Source organism: Curtobacterium sp. GD1 (genome assembly GCF_020882855.1).
Classification (GTDB): Bacteria; Actinomycetota; Actinomycetes; order Actinomycetales; family Microbacteriaceae; genus Curtobacterium.
On the sequence record NZ_JAFEVQ010000012.1, the window covers coordinates 88,479 to 104,986 of the forward strand.

At 70.1% G+C, this 16,508-nt stretch carries 21 protein-coding genes and 1 tRNA gene; 14 read left to right on the top strand and 8 right to left on the bottom strand.

Going from position 1 to position 16,508, the window contains the following annotated elements; translation table 11 throughout:
• Window positions 1-29 precede the first annotated feature (29 nt).
• A complete protein-coding gene (locus JSX79_RS08700; RefSeq protein ID WP_229085847.1) occupies window positions 30-1,040 on the top strand; it encodes a LacI family DNA-binding transcriptional regulator in 1,011 nt (336 codons plus the stop codon).
• 28 nt (window positions 1,041-1,068) lie between these two features.
• Here JSX79_RS08700 and JSX79_RS08705 read toward each other — a convergent pair whose 3' ends face one another.
• A complete protein-coding gene (locus JSX79_RS08705; RefSeq protein WP_139199413.1) occupies window positions 1,069-1,338 on the bottom strand; it encodes a hypothetical protein in 270 nt (89 codons plus the stop codon).
• Between the two features lie 76 nt (window positions 1,339-1,414).
• Here JSX79_RS08705 and JSX79_RS08710 point away from each other — a divergent pair, with 76 nt between their 5' ends.
• Both JSX79_RS08710 and msrA read left to right on the top strand, forming a co-directional pair.
• Window positions 1,415-2,236 carry an aldo/keto reductase gene (locus tag JSX79_RS08710; protein WP_229085848.1) on the top strand — a complete coding sequence of 274 codons (822 nt, stop codon included), beginning with the start codon at window positions 1,415-1,417 and terminating at the stop codon, window positions 2,234-2,236.
• An 85-nt stretch (window positions 2,237-2,321) separates the two neighbouring features.
• On the top strand, window positions 2,322-2,843 hold the full coding sequence (msrA, locus tag JSX79_RS08715; protein ID WP_070417299.1) for a peptide-methionine (S)-S-oxide reductase MsrA: 522 nt from the start codon (window positions 2,322-2,324) through the stop codon (window positions 2,841-2,843).
• A 24-nt stretch (window positions 2,844-2,867) separates the two neighbouring features.
• On the opposite strand, the gene JSX79_RS08720 is transcribed toward msrA, so the two are convergent.
• The 3 genes from JSX79_RS08720 to JSX79_RS08730 all read right to left on the bottom strand — a co-directional run bounded on the left by JSX79_RS08720 (window position 2,868) and on the right by JSX79_RS08730 (window position 5,512).
• Window positions 2,868-3,227 carry a UBP-type zinc finger domain-containing protein gene (locus JSX79_RS08720; RefSeq protein ID WP_229085849.1) on the bottom strand — a complete coding sequence of 120 codons (360 nt, stop codon included), beginning with the start codon at window positions 3,225-3,227 and terminating at the stop codon, window positions 2,868-2,870.
• 80 nt (window positions 3,228-3,307) lie between these two features.
• A complete protein-coding gene (locus JSX79_RS08725) occupies window positions 3,308-4,309 on the bottom strand; it encodes an aldo/keto reductase (protein ID WP_071303275.1) in 1,002 nt (333 codons plus the stop codon).
• 195 nt (window positions 4,310-4,504) lie between these two features.
• The gene (locus tag JSX79_RS08730) at window positions 4,505-5,512 is read right to left on the bottom strand and encodes a TerC/Alx family metal homeostasis membrane protein (RefSeq protein ID WP_071296470.1); all 1,008 of its coding nucleotides are present in this window, start codon (window positions 5,510-5,512) and stop codon (window positions 4,505-4,507) included.
• Window positions 5,513-5,701: 189 nt separating this feature from the next.
• Between JSX79_RS08730 and JSX79_RS08735 the strand changes: the two genes are divergently transcribed.
• Window positions 5,702-6,067 (top strand): VOC family protein, encoded by a 366-nt coding sequence (locus tag JSX79_RS08735; protein WP_229085850.1) that lies wholly within the window; start codon window positions 5,702-5,704, stop codon window positions 6,065-6,067.
• A 201-nt stretch (window positions 6,068-6,268) separates the two neighbouring features.
• A complete protein-coding gene (locus tag JSX79_RS08740; RefSeq protein ID WP_229085851.1) occupies window positions 6,269-6,838 on the top strand; it encodes a GNAT family N-acetyltransferase in 570 nt (189 codons plus the stop codon).
• An 82-nt stretch (window positions 6,839-6,920) separates the two neighbouring features.
• Here the strand turns inward: JSX79_RS08740 and JSX79_RS08745 are convergent.
• Window positions 6,921-7,010: transfer RNA gene (locus JSX79_RS08745), tRNA-Ser, on the bottom strand.
• A 142-nt stretch (window positions 7,011-7,152) separates the two neighbouring features.
• Here JSX79_RS08745 and JSX79_RS08750 point away from each other — a divergent pair.
• Together JSX79_RS08750 and radA are read left to right on the top strand one after the other, a co-directional pair.
• Window positions 7,153-8,142: an SGNH/GDSL hydrolase family protein gene (locus JSX79_RS08750; RefSeq protein WP_229085852.1), complete on the top strand. Its 990-nt coding sequence runs from the start codon at window positions 7,153-7,155 to the stop codon at window positions 8,140-8,142.
• A gap of 10 nt (window positions 8,143-8,152) precedes the next feature.
• A complete protein-coding gene (gene radA / locus JSX79_RS08755) occupies window positions 8,153-9,514 on the top strand; it encodes a DNA repair protein RadA (RefSeq protein ID WP_229085853.1) in 1,362 nt (453 codons plus the stop codon).
• Between the two features lie 75 nt (window positions 9,515-9,589).
• Here radA and JSX79_RS08760 read toward each other — a convergent pair whose 3' ends face one another.
• A complete protein-coding gene (locus tag JSX79_RS08760; protein ID WP_071296496.1) occupies window positions 9,590-9,973 on the bottom strand; it encodes an SseB family protein in 384 nt (127 codons plus the stop codon).
• Between the two features lie 304 nt (window positions 9,974-10,277).
• On the opposite strand from JSX79_RS08760, the gene JSX79_RS08765 reads away from it, so the two are divergent.
• Window positions 10,278-10,487, top strand: coding sequence for a cold-shock protein (locus JSX79_RS08765; protein WP_022907629.1), 210 nt, complete (start codon window positions 10,278-10,280; stop codon window positions 10,485-10,487).
• Between the two features lie 111 nt (window positions 10,488-10,598).
• The gene (locus tag JSX79_RS08770; RefSeq protein WP_229085854.1) at window positions 10,599-11,330 is read left to right on the top strand and encodes a DUF3800 domain-containing protein; all 732 of its coding nucleotides are present in this window, start codon (window positions 10,599-10,601) and stop codon (window positions 11,328-11,330) included.
• A 92-nt stretch (window positions 11,331-11,422) separates the two neighbouring features.
• On the opposite strand, the gene JSX79_RS08775 is transcribed toward JSX79_RS08770, so the two are convergent.
• Both JSX79_RS08775 and JSX79_RS08780 read right to left on the bottom strand, forming a co-directional pair.
• Entirely contained in the window at window positions 11,423-12,115 is a 693-nt protein-coding gene (locus JSX79_RS08775; protein ID WP_229085855.1) for a hypothetical protein, read from the bottom strand.
• A gap of 64 nt (window positions 12,116-12,179) precedes the next feature.
• Window positions 12,180-12,722 carry an amino-acid N-acetyltransferase gene (locus JSX79_RS08780; RefSeq protein ID WP_070417309.1) on the bottom strand — a complete coding sequence of 181 codons (543 nt, stop codon included), beginning with the start codon at window positions 12,720-12,722 and terminating at the stop codon, window positions 12,180-12,182.
• A gap of 74 nt (window positions 12,723-12,796) precedes the next feature.
• On the opposite strand from JSX79_RS08780, the gene JSX79_RS08785 reads away from it, so the two are divergent.
• The 5 genes from JSX79_RS08785 to JSX79_RS08805 all read left to right on the top strand — a co-directional run bounded on the left by JSX79_RS08785 (window position 12,797) and on the right by JSX79_RS08805 (window position 16,352).
• Window positions 12,797-13,249, top strand: coding sequence for an SRPBCC family protein (locus JSX79_RS08785; RefSeq protein WP_070417310.1), 453 nt, complete (start codon window positions 12,797-12,799; stop codon window positions 13,247-13,249).
• A 238-nt stretch (window positions 13,250-13,487) separates the two neighbouring features.
• Window positions 13,488-13,931, top strand: a complete 444-nt coding sequence (locus JSX79_RS08790; RefSeq protein WP_070417311.1) for a hypothetical protein — start codon at window positions 13,488-13,490, stop codon at window positions 13,929-13,931.
• Complete coding sequence (locus JSX79_RS08795; RefSeq protein WP_229085856.1) at window positions 13,928-14,386, top strand: hypothetical protein; 459 nt, start codon at window positions 13,928-13,930, stop codon at window positions 14,384-14,386. The genes JSX79_RS08790 and JSX79_RS08795 overlap by 4 nt, the downstream gene beginning before the upstream one ends.
• Window positions 14,383-15,333, top strand: coding sequence for a hypothetical protein (locus JSX79_RS08800; RefSeq protein WP_229085857.1), 951 nt, complete (start codon window positions 14,383-14,385; stop codon window positions 15,331-15,333). The genes JSX79_RS08795 and JSX79_RS08800 overlap by 4 nt, the downstream gene beginning before the upstream one ends.
• Complete coding sequence (locus JSX79_RS08805) at window positions 15,330-16,352, top strand: hypothetical protein (protein WP_229085858.1); 1,023 nt, start codon at window positions 15,330-15,332, stop codon at window positions 16,350-16,352. The genes JSX79_RS08800 and JSX79_RS08805 overlap by 4 nt, the downstream gene beginning before the upstream one ends.
• Window positions 16,353-16,508 lie beyond the last annotated feature (156 nt).

The window sequence follows — 16,508 nt, forward strand, 5'->3', positions numbered from 1 at the left end:
CGCGGGTGGCCAGCCGCTATCGTTGCCGCATGTCCGCCCGTTCCCGCGCCACGATCCAGGACGTCGCCGACGAGGCCGGACTCTCCCGCGGGACCGTCTCCCGCGTGCTCAACGACGAACCGTACGTGTCGCCCAGGGCCCGCGAAGCCGTGCAGGACGCCGTCCGCCGCGTCGGCTACGTGCGGAGCGCCGCCGCACGCAGTCTCGTCACCCGGCGGTCCGGCGCCGTGGCGCTCATCGTGCACGAGCCGAGCGTCCAGGTGCTCGACGACCCGAACATCGGCAACATCCTCATCGGCACGAACGCCGTCCTGTCCGAGGCGGACCAGCAGCTCGTCACGATCATGGTCGACTCCACCCGCGACAACGAGCGCGTCGTGGAGTACCTGCGCGGCGGCTTCGTCGACGGCGCGATCGTGCTCTCCGCCCGCGACGGCGATCCCGTCACCCGGGCGATCGAGCAGATCGGGCTGCCGGCGTGCTTCGTCGGCCACCCGTCCGACGCGCCGAACACGTCGTGGATCGGCATCGACAACCGCGCCGCGGCCGAGCAGATCACCCGCCGACTCGTGGACACCGGACGCCGACGCATCGGCATGCTCGCGTCCGGCCTCGACCGCGACTCCGGCCAGGACCGTCTGGCGGGGTTCACCGCGGCGCTCGGCGACCGCTTCGACCCCGGGCTCGTCGCGCGGAACCCGCTCTTCAGCTACACCGCCGGGGTCGAGGGCATGCGCGAGCTGCTCGACCGGGCGCCGGACGTCGACGGGGTCTTCGCGGCGTCGGACGCCGTCGCCGCCGGCGCGATGGACGTCCTGCAGCGTGCCGGTCGGTCGGTCCCGGGGGACGTCGGCGTGGTGGGCTTCGACGACAGCGCGTGGGCACTCCGGTGTGACCCGCCGCTCTCGACCGTCCGGCAGCCCGCCCGGACCCTTGGTGAGCACGCGGCACGGCAGGTGCTCGAGCAGATCGCGGGGACGGACGACACCCCGCGCGGGTTCGTCCTGCCCACCGAGGTGGTCTGGCGCGGCAGCGCCTGACACCCCCGCGCGGATCGCGCAGCGCCGGTCAGCGCCACGTCCGCGCGACGACCCACCCGGTGCCGTCCGGCGCGACGTCGACCACCACCACGTCGTCCTCGCCGTCGTCCGCACTCACCTGGAACCGCCAGCCCACCGTGTGCTCCGGCGCGTGCGTCACCGCCGACGGCAGGTACTCCGCCGTCGCCGTCAGCCGCGTCGGGGTGTCGGAGACCCGCCACCGCCGTTCGCGCCAGACCATCCGGACCGGCACACCGCGGTCCCACCACAGCGTGGCGACCTCCTGCGTGAGCATCATCTCGCCCTCCTCGTTCGAACGTGTGTTCGAATGGTAGACGACCCGACCGACGTCCGCGCGGCGTACTGTCCGGTGCATGCCCGCTCTCATCGACACGTTCACCATGTCCAACGGCCTGCACATCCCGAAGATCGGGTTCGGCACCTGGCAGATCCCGTCCGGCGCCGACGCCTACGACGCCACCAAGGCCTCGCTCGACGCCGGCTACCGCCACATCGACACCGCACTGGCGTACGGCAACGAGGCCAGCGTCGGCGAGGCGGTCCGCGACAGCGGCATCCCGCGCGACGAGCTCTTCATCACCACGAAGCTCCCGGCCGAGGTCAAGACCGCGTCCGGCGCGCGCGAGGCCTTCGACGAGTCCAGCCGCAACCTCGACCTCGGACACGTGGACCTGTACCTCGTGCACGCGCCGTGGCCCTGGAGCGACATGGGGTCGGACCACCGGGACGGCAACGTCGAGGTGTGGAAGGTCCTCGAGGAGGTCTACGACGCCGGCCGGACGAAGAGCATCGGCGTCTCGAACTTCGCCGTCGCCGACCTCGAGGACCTGCTCGGCCGCACCGACGTCGTCCCGCACGCCAACCAGATCCGCTGGTTCATCGGCAACACGCAGGACGAGACGACGGCCTTCGACCGCGAGCACGACATCCTCACCGAGGGGTACTCCCCGCTCGCCACCGGTGGGCTCCTCGACAACGAGCAGATCGCCGAGATCGCGGCGAAGTACGACAAGAGCGTCGCCCAGGTCGCGATCCGCTACCTGCTCGAGAAGGACGTCCTGCCGCTGCCGAAGTCGACCACGCCGTCCCGCATCGCCGCGAACGCCGACGTGGACTTCGTGCTGTCGGCCGAGGACGTCGCGACGCTCGACGCGCTCGAGGACACGACCGCCTGACGCAGCGCGGGAACACACGACCGGCCCCGCCGGTTGCACCACACGGTGCCGCAGCCAGCGGCACTCCCGAACCCAGGAGGCCACCATGACCACCACCGAAACCGCCATCCTCGCCGGCGGGTGTTTCTGGGGAGCGCAGCAGCTCCTCCGTCGCCGTCCCGGTGTGATCAGCACGCGCGTCGGGTACTCCGGCGGCGACACCCCGAACGCCACCTACCGGAACCACGGCGACCACGCCGAGTCGGTCGAGATCGTCTTCGACCCGTCGCAGATCTCGTACCGCGACCTGCTCGAGTTCTTCTTCCAGATCCACGACCCGTCGACGAAGGACCGCCAGGGCAACGACGTCGGCCGGAGCTACCGCTCCGCGGTGTTCTACACCACCGACGAGCAGCGCGAGGTCGCCCTCGACACGATCGCCGACGTCGACGCGTCCGGCATCTGGCCGGGCAAGGTCGTCACCGAGGTCGAGCCCGCCGGCGACTTCTGGGAGGCCGAGGAGGAGCACCAGGACTACCTCGAGAAGCACCCGCACGGTTACACGTGCCACTTCGTGCGCCCGGGCTGGACGCTCCCGCGCCGCGACGAGGCCGTCAGCGCGAGCTAGCGCGTCCTGATCGGCACCGGCGGGTCAGCGCGACCCGCCGAGCAGTTCCAACCAGTCCCCGGGCAGGCGATCCGCCGGCCCGGGGACTGCCTGTTCCACGGGGTGGCTCGTCGGCGCCGCGAGCTCGACGCCCTCGAACGTGGAGTGGTCGCGGTAGTCGTACGACCACGTCTCGCCGGGCTCGTAGCTCTGGATGACCGCGTGCCCGGTCGCCTCCCAGTGCCGGGTGGCGTGGGTGTCCAGCGAGTCGTCGCAGCAGCCGACGTGGCCGCACGCGGCGCACCGGCGCAGGTGCACCCACCATGATCCGGTGGCGTCGCACTCGACGCACCCGGGTCCGCTCGGTGCGACGTCGGGGTGGATCATCTCGGCGTGGTCCGTCATGGGACCATCCTGGCCCGGACGCAGCCCCGCGGCCAGCGCGCCGCCCGGACACGGCCCCGCGGCCAGCGCGCCGCCCGGACTCAGCCGCGCGGCACCAGCGCGTCGATGGCCGCGAGCTCCTCGTCGGTCAGCGGCGCACCCTCGAGTGCGTCGAGCGTCCCGTCGAGCTGCCGGACGCTCGACGCCCCGACGAGTGCGGACGTGACCGCCGGCTGCCGGAGCACCCACGTGATGGCGAGCTGCGCGAGCGTCTGCCCACGGGACACGGCGATGTCGTTCAGGGCCCGCGCGGTCGTCAGGTACTCGTCGTCGATCCGGTCCGCGCCGAACCAGCGCCCCTCCGCCGCCCGCGACCCGACCGGCACCGAGCCGTCGAGGTAGCGGTCCGTCAGGAGCCCACCGGCCAGCGGGGAGAACACGATCGCGCCGGTCCCCAGACGGAGCAGCTCGTCGAAGAGCCCGTCCTCGGGGACCCGGTCGAACATGTTGTAGCGCGGCTGGTGGATGAGCAGGTGGATGTTCTCGGCGGCGAGCGCCTCGGCCGCGGCGGCCGTCTGCGCCGGGTCGTAGTTCGAGATGCCGGCGTAGAGCGCCTTGCCCGAGCGGACCGCGGTCACGAGCGCGCTGACGGTCTCCTCGATCGGGGTTTCGGGGTCCGGCCGGTGCGAGTAGAAGACGTCGACGTACTCGAGCCCGAGGCGTCCGAGCGACTGGTCGAGCGAGGCGAGCATGGACTTGCGCGAGCCCCAGTTGCCGTACGGACCGGGCCACATGTCGTAGCCGGCCTTCGTCGACACCACGATCTCGTCGCGGAACGGTCGGAGGTCCGACTCGAGGATGCGACCGAACTGCTCCTCGGCGGCTCCGGGCGGCGGGCCGTAGTTGTTCGCGAGGTCGAAGTGGGTGATCCCGCGGTCGAACGCGTGCAGCACGATGTCGCGCTGCGTCGTGAGCGCTCGGTCGGCGCCGAAGTTGTTCCAGAGCCCGAGGGAGATGCGGGGCAGGAGCAGGCCGCTCCTCCCGACGCGCTGGTACGGGAGTCGCTCGTAGCGGTCGTCGGCGGGGCGGTGGACGTCAGGCATCGTTGCTCGATCCGGTTCGTGAGGGGTGGCGGGTTCCGGTGTCGACGCTAGCGGACCCCACCAGCCGGTTCCGGCGCACCGCGCCAGCGGGGTGACGGCCTGCCTGGAGGGACGATGCGGGCCCGACCCGCGCCTCCAGTCCGTCTCGTTGTGCGTCCACAGCTGGACGCGTGCGACGGGCGCGGTGCAGGACCGCTACGCCGTGCCGGCGTCGCGGGAGACCTCGTCGTGCGACTCGTCCTCGCGGCGCATCCGCAGCAGGCTCGCCCCGGTCGCCACACCCATCGCCACGACGATGACCAGCAACGACACCCCGGTGCCGATCTCCGGCGCCCACTCGACGTGCTCCCCACCGTTGATGAACGGCAGCTCGTTGCCGTGCAGTGCGTGCAGCACGAGCTTCACGCCGATGAACGCGAGGATCGCCGCGATACCGTACTTGAGGTAGACCAGCCGCTCGAGCAACCCGCCGAGCAGGAAGTACAGCTGCCGCAGGCCCATCAGGGCGAAGACGTTCGCGGTGAACACGATGAACGCGCTCTCGGTGATGCCGAAGATCGCCGGGATCGAGTCGAGCGCGAACAGCAGGTCGGTCGTCCCGATCGCGATGAGGACCACCAACAGCGGCGTGAAGTGCCGTGCGCCGTCCTGCACGATGCGGAACTTCATGCCGTCGTAGGTGTCGGTGATGCGGATCCGACGCCGGAGCAGCCGCACGATGAGGCTGTCCTTGTCATCGTCGTCGTCCTCGCCACGGAGCTGCTGGATCGCCGTCCACACCAGCCACGCCCCGAAGAGGTAGAAGATCCACGAGAAGTCCTCGATCAGGCGGGCGCCGAGCAGGATGAACACGCCACGCAGGACCAGCGCGATGATGATGCCGAGCATGAGCACCTCCTGCTGGATCGCCTTCGGCACGGAGAACCGCGCCATGAGGATGACGAACACGAAGAGGTTGTCGATGCTCAGGCTGTACTCCGTCAGCCAGCCCGCGAGGAACTGCCCGGCCGGTTCCCCACCGGCGAAGACGAACATCGCGACGGCGAACAACAGTGCGAGGCCGACGTAGAGGCCCACCCACAGGCCGGACTCCTTGAGCGTCGGCACGTGCGGACGCCGCGCGACGACGAGGAGATCCGCCAGCAGGATCGCGACGATCGCGATCAGGGAGCCGACTTCGAACACGGCCGGGAGCTCGAGCATCCGGGGCCTTCCTGGTTGGGGGCGTCGGGGACGTCCAAGCTTGCCACGCGCGAGGGCCGGCCCCGCACTCGACGGCGCGGTTCGTGACCGCCTCGACCCGGCGGGGTCAGCCCACGGGGTCCGTCTGCACGACCGGCCCACCGAGGGGCTCCGTGGAACATCGTCCTCAGGGCGGACGTTGCCTTCGTCGTGGATGAGGCCCAGTCGAACGTCGTTGCTGTCTTGGCGCGCGTTCCGGTATCGAGCATCGAGGCGGCTCTGCCGTTGTACAAGCGGTTGGCGGGCTCCGATGAAGTTCGCGCGTTCGCGTTCGGAGGTGTACGGCTGGCCTGGGTCGGTCCGTTCCTCCTCTTGGCGAGCGCGGACGGGGCCGTCCCGTTCCGCTCGGCGACGATCATCGTCCGTGATGTCCAGCTCGTCGTGTCGCTCGTGCAGGCCGGCGGCGGAGTGTTGCTGGACGGGCCGATGCCCGGACCGAACGGTCAGCGCTTGATCGCTCGCCACGCCGACGGGAACGTGTTCGAGTACATCGAGGACGTTCACGCGTCCGGTTGAGGATCGATTTGCGAGGTTGTTCGATCACGCACCGAACAGGCCGAGTGCTCCTGAAATGGCGATCCCGAGACCCATGATGATCGCCGCCGTGCTCCCGACGATCACCGCCAGCCGCTGATCCCTGTTCATCCCCATAGCCCAAGTCTAGGAGTGTCCGGTAGCCGATCGGTCGCCGAGCCTGGCTCCTGGGAGGATGACAGCGTGAACAGCTCTCCTTGGCCCGCTCGGAGCGCCGGCCTCCTCCTCCGCGACCCTCGGCCCGAGGACGCAGACAAGCTCGTCGCGCTTCGGAACAACCCGGTTGTCAATCGGTTCATGCTCCGCACCTCCGTCGACCCGGACGTCTACGCCCAAGAGTGGGCCAGCATCCCCGACAGCGACACCGACTACTCGTGCATCGCTGACTTGGACGGCCGGGTCGCCGGCTTGGGGTTCCTCGACGTCGTCGACGGCCTGGGGCAACCAGGGATGCCCCAAGGCACACAAGGGGTCATCGGATACATGCTGCAACCCGACCTCGCAGGACGCGGACTCGGAACGGACTTGGTCCGCGGTCTCCTGACCGCAGCGTTCGACGTGCTCCGGCTCCGACGCGTCACAGCGACTTGCAACGCCGACAACATCGCCTCAGCCCGCGTCCTCGAGAAGAACGGCATGCGACGTGAGCAGCACGGCGTCGAGGACTCCTGGCACGCCGACCTGGGCTGGGTAGATGGCTACCAGTACGCCATGCTCGATCGCGAGTGGGCTACCACTCGAACCGTCCGGTAGCCGATCGGTGGGCAGAGCCGCGGGGGGGAGTACGAAAGAACCCCAGATGCCCGTCAGGACGGGGATCTGGGGTTCTTTTCGCTGGCGGTACCGGTGGGATTTGAACCCACGGTGGAGTTGCCCCCACACATGTTTTCGAGACATGATCCTTCGGCCGCTCGGACACGGTACCGGGAAAGAGTTTACACGATCCAGGCGGCGCGACGCACCACCGCGCGTCGGCTCCCCCTCCACAGGTGTCCGGTCCCGGACGCCCGTCAACGACCTGGTCCGGACGGATCGCCTCCCGAAGAAGTCCGCGTAACGTCCACCGCATGAGATCTCGCACGCTCATCGCGCTGCTGTCGTCGGTCGTCGGTGGCCTCACCATCCTGGGGGGCGCTGCCTTCGGCGCACGGGCCGGCGTCCGCGGCCAGCGCGCCGCCGCCCGTCGGGTCGGCGAGCTGCTGCCCGTGCACGCCGACTGGTGGCGCGAGCGCCTGCAGCACGAGGGGCAGATCACCTACCTCGCGATCGGTGACTCGGCGGCGCAGGGCGTCGGTGCGAGCGAGCCCCACCGCGGGTACGTGGGACTGCTCGCCCGCCGGATCCGGCACCGCTCCCGGTCGTCGGTCCGTGTCGTGAACCTCAGCGTGTCCGGGTCGACGACGTGGGGCGCGCGGAAGGACCAACTGCCGAAGCTCCGCAACTACACGCCCGACATCTGCACCGTGTCGATCGGCGCGAACGACATCGCCGACTTCCACCCCGACAAGTTCGAGCGGAACATCCGCGAGATCTACGGTGCCGTGCCGTCGCACGCGATCGTCGCCGAGCTGCCGTGCATGTTCGTCCCGGACCGTGAGCGCAAGGTCGCCGTGGCGAACGAGATCGTGCACCGGGTGGCCGAGGAGTTCGGGCTCACGGTCGCGCCGCTGCACACCATCACCAAGCGGGTCGGTCTGCGCCGGACGTTCTTCAACAGCTACGGCGACCTGTTCCACCCGAACGACCGCGGGTACGAGATCTGGGCGAGCGCGTTCGAACCCGCGGTCGATGCTCGGGTCGACGTCGTCGCCGCGATCCGGCACTACCTGTCCGCCCGCGAAGCCGAGGACCTCGGTGCCGGAGCCGGAACGGTGGCGACCGCCCGGGCCGAGCAGGACACCGAGGGTGCTGCGGCCCTCGACCACGCCGAACGTCCGGGTCGCATCGACCGGCTTCGGCAGCGCATGACCGGATCGGTCACCCTGCCCGACGTCGGACCCGACACGCGCCCCGACGGTCCGGACGACCGCGCGGGTGATGTCGGCGGCACCGCCTAGCCTGACGATCATGGCTCGCGCTCAGTCCCTCTACCGCTGCACCGAGTGCGGCTGGACCAGCATCAAGTGGGTCGGTCGCTGCGGTGAGTGCCAGTCCTGGGGCACGGTCGAGGACTCCACCGCGGCCACCGCCAGCGTCCGGGGCACCACCTCGGTGGCGGTCACGGGCAACCGCGTGGCACGGCCCATCACCGAATCCCGCGGAACGACGGTCCAGCGCTGGCAGACCGGCATCGGCGAGTTCGACCGCGTCCTCGGCGGCGGAGTGGTCCCGGGTGCGGCGGTCCTGCTGTCCGGCGAGCCCGGTGTCGGCAAGTCCACGCTCCTGCTCGAGGTCGCTTCACGAGCGGCAGCGACCGGCAAGCGCGTGCTCTACGTCAGTGCCGAGGAGTCCGTCGACCAGGTCCGGCTCCGCGCCGAACGCACCGGGGCGATGCACGACGACCTCTACCTGGCGAGCGAGGTCGACCTCGGCGTCATCCTCGGCCAGATCGACCAGGTCAAGCCGGACCTCCTCATCGCCGACTCGGTGCAGACCATCTCGTCGAGCTCGATCGACGGCATCGCCGGTGGTACGTCGCAGGTGCGCGAGGTCGCCTCCACGCTGATCCGCGTCGCGAAGGCCCGCGCGCTCCCGGTCCTCATCGTCGGCCATGTGACGAAGGACGGCACGATCGCCGGACCCCGACTGCTCGAACACCTCGTCGACGTCGTCTGCCACTTCGAGGGTGACCGGCAGACCGCGCTCCGGTTCGTCCGCGCGCTCAAGAACCGCTTCGGCCCCACGGACGAGGTCGGCTGCTTCGACATGGCCGGTGACGGCATTCACGAGGTCCCCGACCCCAGCGGCCTGTTCATGTCGAAGAACGGCGCGCCCGTGTCCGGTACGTGCGTGACCGTCGCGCTCGAGGGACGCCGAGCGCTCCCGGTCGAGGTGCAGGCGCTCGTCGTCCCGAGCTCGGCACCCCAGCCGCGCCGGGTCGTCAACGGCGTCGACGCGTCTCGCGTGGCGATGCTGCTCGCGGTGCTCGAACGTCGCGCCGGCCTGAAGCTGTCGGATGCCGACGTCTACGTGTCCACGGTGGGCGGCATGAAGCTCACCGAGCCCGGCGCGGACCTCGCCATCACACTGGCCCTCGCGAGTGCTGCCCGCGACCGTCCGTACCCACACACGTTGGCGGCGGTCGGCGAGATCAGCCTCGCGGGCGAGATCCGTCCGACCACGGGCACGAAGCAGCGCGCGAGCGAAGCCGCACGCCTCGGGTTCACGACCGTGCTCGGCGCGGACGCCCAGCACCTCCGCGAAGCACTGCGGGTCGCGTTCTCCCTGGCCGCGAACGAGCGGGAGCGCGAACTCGACCGAGCGTTCTGACCGATCACGGCAGCACCGATCACGGCAGTTCCGGCGGTGCGACACGCCGCCGAGCGACGCACACGCGAGCGGGAGTCAGGCCCGGAGCGCCGCCAGCAGGTCCTCAGGCGTCGCCTGCATCGTGTGCGGGCCCGCGATGTCGAAGAAGACACCCTCGAGCGAGTCCAGGTGCGCCGCGATGAACTCCTCGAGCCGCGGCCCGTCGTAGACCATCACCTGCCGGACCTTCTCGTCCGGCACCATCGCCGTGTACGCATCCGCCGACGAGAACAGCAGCAGGATGCGCTTGTCCGAGCCCTCGCGCCCGAACACCCGCACCTGCATGTCCTTCTTGCCGGTGACGAGCCGGGGGACGATCACGATGTCGTTGCGGAGCGCGAAGGCCACCGCCGCGACGTCCTGCTTCTCGAGCGCCGCCTCGAGCTGTTCGCTCCGGAAACGCTGTTCCTTGTCTGCCATCGGGACCCAGTCCACCAGATTCATGGACGTTCGGCGACTTCGGCTCTTCCCTTGTGGCCACAAGACTGTAGATTGGTACCAACCGCTTCGGCGGGAGTCCATCGTTCTTCCGGTGCACAGCACCTCGAGCGCCATCGGTCACTGGCCTTCCCCGGCCGCCTGGCCCCGAACCCGTTCTACCGGCCCCATGCCCGCAGGACGCATCGATCTGACGACATCCGTCGGTGGATCGGCGGTAGCGAATACCGCATCGCAAGGCAGTCGACTGCAGATGTCGACTGGCAAGAAAGTAAGGAACGCCATCATGGCATCGACCGGCACCGTCAAGTGGTTCAACAACGAAAAGGGCTTCGGCTTCATCGCCCCGGACGACGGCTCCGCTGACGTCTTCGCTCACTTCTCCGCGATCGCTGGCAACGGCTACAAGTCGCTCGAGGAGAACCAGAAGGTGGAGTTCGACATCACCGAGGGTCGCAAGGGCCCGCAGGCGGAGAACATCTCCGTCATCGGCTGATCTCCTCCAGCCCGAACGGGCCCGTCGTCCTCGTGACGACGGGCCCGTTCCCGTTCCACGACCCGAGAGCGCTTCGCCACCGTCGTATCACCGCTGATATGCTGACTCCTCGTGCGGAGCGGATACGTCGTCTACGTCGACGAGAGCGGAGACCACAGTCTCACGCGGATCAACCCGGACTACCCGATGTTCGTCCTGGCGTTCTGCATCTTCCCGGTCGACCTCTACGTCGAGCGCGTCGTCCCGCTTGTACAGCGCATCAAGTTCGACTTCTTCAACCACGACATGGTCGTCCTGCACGAACGCGAGATGCGACAGTCAGCACCGCCGTTCGACATCCTCCTGAACGCTGACGTCCGGACGGCGTTCATGCAGCGGGTCGACGCAGTGTTCGACGAGCGGTTCGGTGTCGTGGCGAGCGCGATCCGGAAACACGAGTTCCGTGCGCGCGTCGGTGCCGACACGAGTCCGTACCACGTCGCCCTCGAGTTCGGACTCGAGCGGGTGTTCCTGCAGCTGCAGAGCAAGGGAGTCGCCCGGAGCGAAACGGTCGTCGTCTTCGAGAGCCGCGGTCGGACGGAAGACCGTGACCTCGAGCGGGAGTTCGATCGGATCCTGTCCACGACGAAGATGCGTGGGATGGCCGAGACCTTCCGTTTCGCGATCGCGAGCAAGCAGGCGAACAGTACCGGGCTGCAGATCGCCGACCTCGTCGCGCGCCCGATCGGCACGCACCTGCTCCACCCAGGGCAGCCGAACCGGGCGTGGGACCGAATCCTCAACCGGATGCCGAAGTCCCCGGCGGGTTCGGAGCTCGGCTGGGGACTCAAGGTCTACCCCTGACAAGCGAAAACCCCCGGAGATCCGGGGGTGTGACGCCGATCGGGCATTCCCAATCCACTTGACTTCATCGTAGCAGGGGGAGCACCGCCGGACTACCCGAGGATGAACTGCACCGACGCCTTCGACTCGATGTTCCCCACCGCCACCTCCAGGTGGTAGCTCGCACCCCCACCGGTGACCGACGGCCGTGACGAGTCGCACGTCGAGGTCGACGACCGCGTCCGGTCCCAGGCGATCGCCGGCGTGGTCAGGGTCTGCCCGGCCTTGATCGTGACGTCCTGGTTGGTCCCGCCGGTCTGGCAGTCCTTCGACGACCAGTACTGCTCCTCGCCCGACGAGATCGTGAGGACCTGCTGGGACGACCCGAGGTCCGTGTGGCACGAGTTCGACCCGGTGTTCTTGATCGACATGGCGATCTTCGGGTCCTCGGTGGGGCCGTACGAGGTCTTGTCGACGACGGGCGTGAGCTCGATCTGCTCCTTGGCACACGTCGACCCGTCCTTGGCCGAACCCGAAGCCGGCGCCGAAGACGAGGCCGAAGCCGAGGCCGACCCCGAGGGCGTAGCGGCTGCAGAGGGCGTGGCACGCGGCGACGACGACGGCCCGGCAGACGATGCGGAGGCGGAAGCGGGAGAAGAACCCGGGTCAGCAGACGCCCCACCCCGCCCGACCACGATCAGCACGACGACGACCACGATCAGCAGCAGCACCCCGATGACCATCGCACGACGGCGCCAGTAGACGCCCGGCTTCTCGGGCCCGACGGGGTGACGGAACGACGACATGCGCACAGGGTAGACAACGGCGCGAGCCCGACGAGGGAACCCCGCCGGAGGGCAGGCGAAAGCGTCAGAGGATCTTCAGCATGCGGGTGTTGCCGAGCGTGTTCGGCTTCACCCGTGCGAGGTCGAGGAACTCCGCGACCCCTTCGTCCGACGACCGGACGAGCTCGGCGTACACCTCGGGCGAGACGACGCTCTCGCCGATCTCGAGGTACCCGTGCTTCGTGAAGAAGTCGACCTCGAACGTGAGGCAGAAGATGCGGGCGACGCCGAGTTCGCGGGCGTCGTGCTCCAGTGCCTCGAGCATGCGGTGGCCGACGCGCTTGTGGATCCAGTCGGCGTCGAGGGCGAGCGTGCGCACCTCGGCGATGTCGTCCCAGAACACGGCGAGCGCGCCGCACCCGATCGGAACGCCATCGGGGCCCTCGGCGATTCGGAACTGCTGAATCGAACCGTAGAGCGCGACGTTCTCCTTGCCGAGCAGGATCCGCCGGTCGACGTAGGGCGAGATGAGCCGCTGGATGTGCGGGACGTCCGACGCCAGGGCCGGGCGCACCAGGATGCCGTGCTCGTCCCGTTCGTGGAACGCGTGCTTCCCGTGCTCAGTCATCTCCCTCACACTAGTGCGCCCCGGGGGACACGCCCCTGTGCGGCGCCCAGCCGTGGCCGCCTACCGTCCGGGTCATGCCTCAGATCATCGAAACCGTCGACGTGAACGTCCCCGTCGCAGCTGCCTACGGCCAGTGGACCCGCTTCGAGGAGTTCCCCGAGTTCCTCGACGAGGTCGAGAAGATCGTCCAGGTCGACGACAAGACCACCGACTGGACCGTGAAGGTCGCCGGCCAGGAGCGCGAGTTCCGTGCCCTCATCACCGAGCAGCACCCCGACGAGCGGGTCGCGTGGACGGTCAAGGACGGCGAGACCGACCACGCCGGCGTCGTCACCTTCCACAAGCTGTCCGACGACGAGACCCGTGTCACCGCGCAGATCGACTGGGAGCCCTCCGGCTTCCTCGAGAAGCTCGGCGCAGCGGTCGGCGTCGGCGGTCACGCCATCAAGAAGGACCTGCAGAACTACAAGGAGCGCGTCGAGTCGGCGCCCACCGACACCGGGTGGCGGGGCGACGTGCAGGCCTGATCAGGCCGACGCACGAGATCGCGACCACGGTCGGGACGGGAGGCGCGGTGCCAGCTGGCACCGCGCCTCCCGTCCGTCGTCGGCTCGCGACCACCGCACGGCGCAACCCGCCTGTTCGGCATCCCCCCACGAAATGCCGACCTGACGAACGGGCACGCGCCTGGCAGAGTGGGTGTCGCTGGCCGACGCGCTGGTTCAGTTTTACCATGTCTGAGACAGATGTACAGGGCGGGGAGACATGATCGAGTACACCGACGACGACGCACACCGACGCGAGCTCTCACGCAAGCTCCAGCTCCTGATGGACGTCGTCGAGGCCAATTCCGGGCAGCGCCCCTCCTACAAGGAGATCGTGGCGGAGATCGAGGCGCAGGGCGCCTCGATGAGCCGACCGCGGTGGGGCTACATGCTCGGGGGCAACGGGCCGGCCGTCCGCGACCAGCGCCTGCTCGTCGCGCTTGCCGGCTACTTCGGTGTGCCGTCCGAGTACCTCACCGACGCCGCGGGCAACACGGACGTCCCGGAGCGGGTGCAGGCGCAGCTCGAACTCGTCCTCGAACTCCGCAAGCGCGAGGTCGTGGCGTTCGCCACCCGGCGACTCGGGGAGTTCGCCTCCGCGGCCGAGATCCGCGACTTCACCGAGCACGTCCGGCGGCTCGACGACTCCGGGTCGACGCCGTGAATGCGTTCGCCGACCGGATCGGCGCCCGCCGCCAGCAGGCCGAGGCCCGGCGCAGCGTGCAGCGACTCGGACTCCCCCGGCGACTGACGCTGCCGGAGCTGCTCGTCCGTGCCGAGTCCGCCCTCGGCAAGCCGATCCGGCTCCGCACGACCGCACTGCCCGGTGACCTCTCCGCCCGGCTCATCCAGCGCTCCGACCACGCCCTGCTCGAGACGCGCCCCGACCTGTCCGAGCGCTCCCGGGTGGCCTGCGTGCTGCACGAGCTCGCGCACGTGTTCCTCGCCGACCCCGGCTGCGACCACGAGGCGTACACGGGGCTGCTCACCGGACGGACGGCGTTCACCCGGTCGCTCGACACCCCGCACGAGCAGGCGGTCGAGCTCGTCGCCGACCAGCTCGCCCTGCGGATCGGGCTGCTCGACCCCGACACCGCGCCGCGCGGGATCTTCCGGTGACGCTGCACGTCTGGGGATCCCTCCCGGTCTGGCTGATCCTGGCCGTCCTCGTCGTCCGGCTCTGGCTCGTCCGGACCCAGTCGGCGAGCGTCACCTGGCTCATGGTCTGCTGCGCGTTCGTCGCCGTCGGACTGAGCATCAACCAGCCCGACGTCGTGACGTTCCTCGGCGGGCTGACCCGCACGCCGAACGTCGCCGACCTGCTCGGCCGCTGCCTGATGGTGTGCGGCCTGTTCGCCCTCGCGCAGTCGGTCGAGGCGGCCGCCCGGTCCGCGCGACTGCTGCGACCGAGTCGGCTCGTCGGCGTCGCACTGGTCCTCGTCGCCCTCGTCGTGCTGTTCGTCCTGATCGACGCCCCCGAGCCCACCTCGCAGTTCATGGTCGAGTACGGTGACCAGCTGCCGACCGCGCTCTACTCCGCGGTGGAGATGACGTACATCGCCGTCGTGATCACCCGGTCCGCACTGGCCGTCCTCCGCGGCTTCCGCGAGGGCGACGGTCTCGGGCGCATGTACTGGCTGTTCGTCGTCGGGGCCGCGGCGATGGTCCTGCTCGCGGCCATCGCGGTCGCACTCGACGCCGTGCACGTGCTCGGCCTGGACGCTGCGGTCCGGGTGCTCGGCACCGTCTACGCACCGGTCTTCCTCACCTCGATGGTCCTGCTCGCCGTCGGTGCCGCCGGCGGGGTGCTGCCCGACGCCGCCCGCGAGTTCCGCGACTGGCGGGCCGCCCGGGTCCGCTTCCGGACGCTGGAGCCCGAGCTGCGGCGACTCGAGGGCGCGTCCGGCAACCGGGGGCTGTACTTCACGATCGCCTGGCAGCGTCGCCAGTGGCGGAGTCGACTGCACCGGCTGTCCGTCGAGATCGAGGACCGCGCGCGCGAGGCCGGGCAGGACGTCCCGGCCGCCGCGACGCTCACCACCGCACGACTGGAGGAGACCACATGACCGGTGGACGCATCGCCGCACTCGGGACCGCAGCGGGTGCCGTCGGGACGCTCGGGCTGGGCGCGTTCGTCGCGCGACGGCTGCTCTTCCCCACGCCGTACTCGGCGACCGCCACCGTGCGGGGCGCCACCCCGACCGAGGCCGAGTTCGTGGCCACCCGCGACACCCGTCTGCCCGGGACGTACCGGATCACCCGTGACGGCCAGGACGTCCGCGTGCAGGAGGTGCTCGACATCGACGGGGACACGGTCCGGCGGCGCACGGACGGCCCGGCAGCCGGCGGCGAGTGGGGCTGGGACGCACTGCTGTACGACGACCTCGCGGACGTCCCCGGCGACGAACCGACCGACGTCCCCGGTGACGAACCGACCGACGTCCTCGGCGATGAGCCCACGCACGTCGTCCACGTGCACGGGCAGTCGCTCGGGCCGCGGCAGGTCCTCCGGGGCATCCCGGTCTGGCGTGCCCTCGGCGCGACGTCCGAGGTCGTCGACACGACCGACCTCCCGCTCCGCTCGCTCGACCCCGGCGCGGTCGACCGCATCGTGACGGCGGTCCGGGCAGCCCGGGGCCGCGGGGCCACCCGTGTCGTGCTGCAGGGCTGGTCGGCGGGGGCGCTCGCGTGCTCGGTCGCCGCCTCCCGGGTCGAGGTCGACGGCCTCGTCGGGATCTCGCCGCTGCTCAGCGTGTCCTCGGCGCTCCGCGGTGCGGTGTCGGGCGCGCACCTCCCCGCGTTCGTCGGCACGGTCGCGGCACGGATCGCGACCACCGGCGTGCTGTCACGGCTGGCCGGCGCCACTGCTCCCGTCCAGACGACCGCGTGGCAGGCGTCGGCGACCCCGACCCTGCTCGTGCACTCGGCGGCCGACGCCCTCGTCGCCGAGGCCGACGTCGCCGCGCAGACCGTGCGTCCGGGGACCCGGGCGGTCGCGTTCCGGACCGCGCCGCACACGCTCGAGTGGAACGAGGACCCGGAGCGCTGGGAGCGGGCCATCCGAGACTTCGCGGCTACCCTCTGACGCGAGACGCGAGACGCGAGACGCGAGACGCAAGACGCAAGACGCACGACGCACGACGCGCGCCGAGCGACGCGCGCCCCGGCGACGTGCAACGGCCCCGGTCTGCGAACAGACCGGGGCCGGCGCGTCTCGACCTGTTGGGGGGAACCGGTCGAG

What these genes read in the sequence shown, in the direction of transcription:
- JSX79_RS08750 (WP_229085852.1), top strand. Translation starts at nt 7,153, where the DNA reads ATGAGATCTCGCACGCTCATCGCGCTGCTGTCGTCGGTCGTCGGTGGC.
- JSX79_RS08725 (WP_071303275.1), bottom strand. Translation starts at nt 4,309, where the DNA reads ATGCCTGACGTCCACCGCCCCGCCGACGACCGCTACGAGCGACTCCCG.
- JSX79_RS08785 (WP_070417310.1), top strand. Translation starts at nt 12,797, where the DNA reads ATGCCTCAGATCATCGAAACCGTCGACGTGAACGTCCCCGTCGCAGCT.
- JSX79_RS08700 (WP_229085847.1), top strand. Translation starts at nt 30, where the DNA reads ATGTCCGCCCGTTCCCGCGCCACGATCCAGGACGTCGCCGACGAGGCC.
- JSX79_RS08710 (WP_229085848.1), top strand. Translation starts at nt 1,415, where the DNA reads ATGCCCGCTCTCATCGACACGTTCACCATGTCCAACGGCCTGCACATC.
- JSX79_RS08775 (WP_229085855.1), bottom strand. Translation starts at nt 12,115, where the DNA reads ATGTCGTCGTTCCGTCACCCCGTCGGGCCCGAGAAGCCGGGCGTCTAC.
- JSX79_RS08780 (WP_070417309.1), bottom strand. Translation starts at nt 12,722, where the DNA reads ATGACTGAGCACGGGAAGCACGCGTTCCACGAACGGGACGAGCACGGC.
- JSX79_RS08765 (WP_022907629.1), top strand. Translation starts at nt 10,278, where the DNA reads ATGGCATCGACCGGCACCGTCAAGTGGTTCAACAACGAAAAGGGCTTC.
- msrA (WP_070417299.1), top strand. Translation starts at nt 2,322, where the DNA reads ATGACCACCACCGAAACCGCCATCCTCGCCGGCGGGTGTTTCTGGGGA.
- JSX79_RS08720 (WP_229085849.1), bottom strand. Translation starts at nt 3,227, where the DNA reads ATGACGGACCACGCCGAGATGATCCACCCCGACGTCGCACCGAGCGGA.
- JSX79_RS08760 (WP_071296496.1), bottom strand. Translation starts at nt 9,973, where the DNA reads ATGGCAGACAAGGAACAGCGTTTCCGGAGCGAACAGCTCGAGGCGGCG.
- JSX79_RS08730 (WP_071296470.1), bottom strand. Translation starts at nt 5,512, where the DNA reads ATGCTCGAGCTCCCGGCCGTGTTCGAAGTCGGCTCCCTGATCGCGATC.
- JSX79_RS08705 (WP_139199413.1), bottom strand. Translation starts at nt 1,338, where the DNA reads ATGATGCTCACGCAGGAGGTCGCCACGCTGTGGTGGGACCGCGGTGTG.
- radA (WP_229085853.1), top strand. Translation starts at nt 8,153, where the DNA reads ATGGCTCGCGCTCAGTCCCTCTACCGCTGCACCGAGTGCGGCTGGACC.
- JSX79_RS08790 (WP_070417311.1), top strand. Translation starts at nt 13,488, where the DNA reads ATGATCGAGTACACCGACGACGACGCACACCGACGCGAGCTCTCACGC.
- JSX79_RS08805 (WP_229085858.1), top strand. Translation starts at nt 15,330, where the DNA reads ATGACCGGTGGACGCATCGCCGCACTCGGGACCGCAGCGGGTGCCGTC.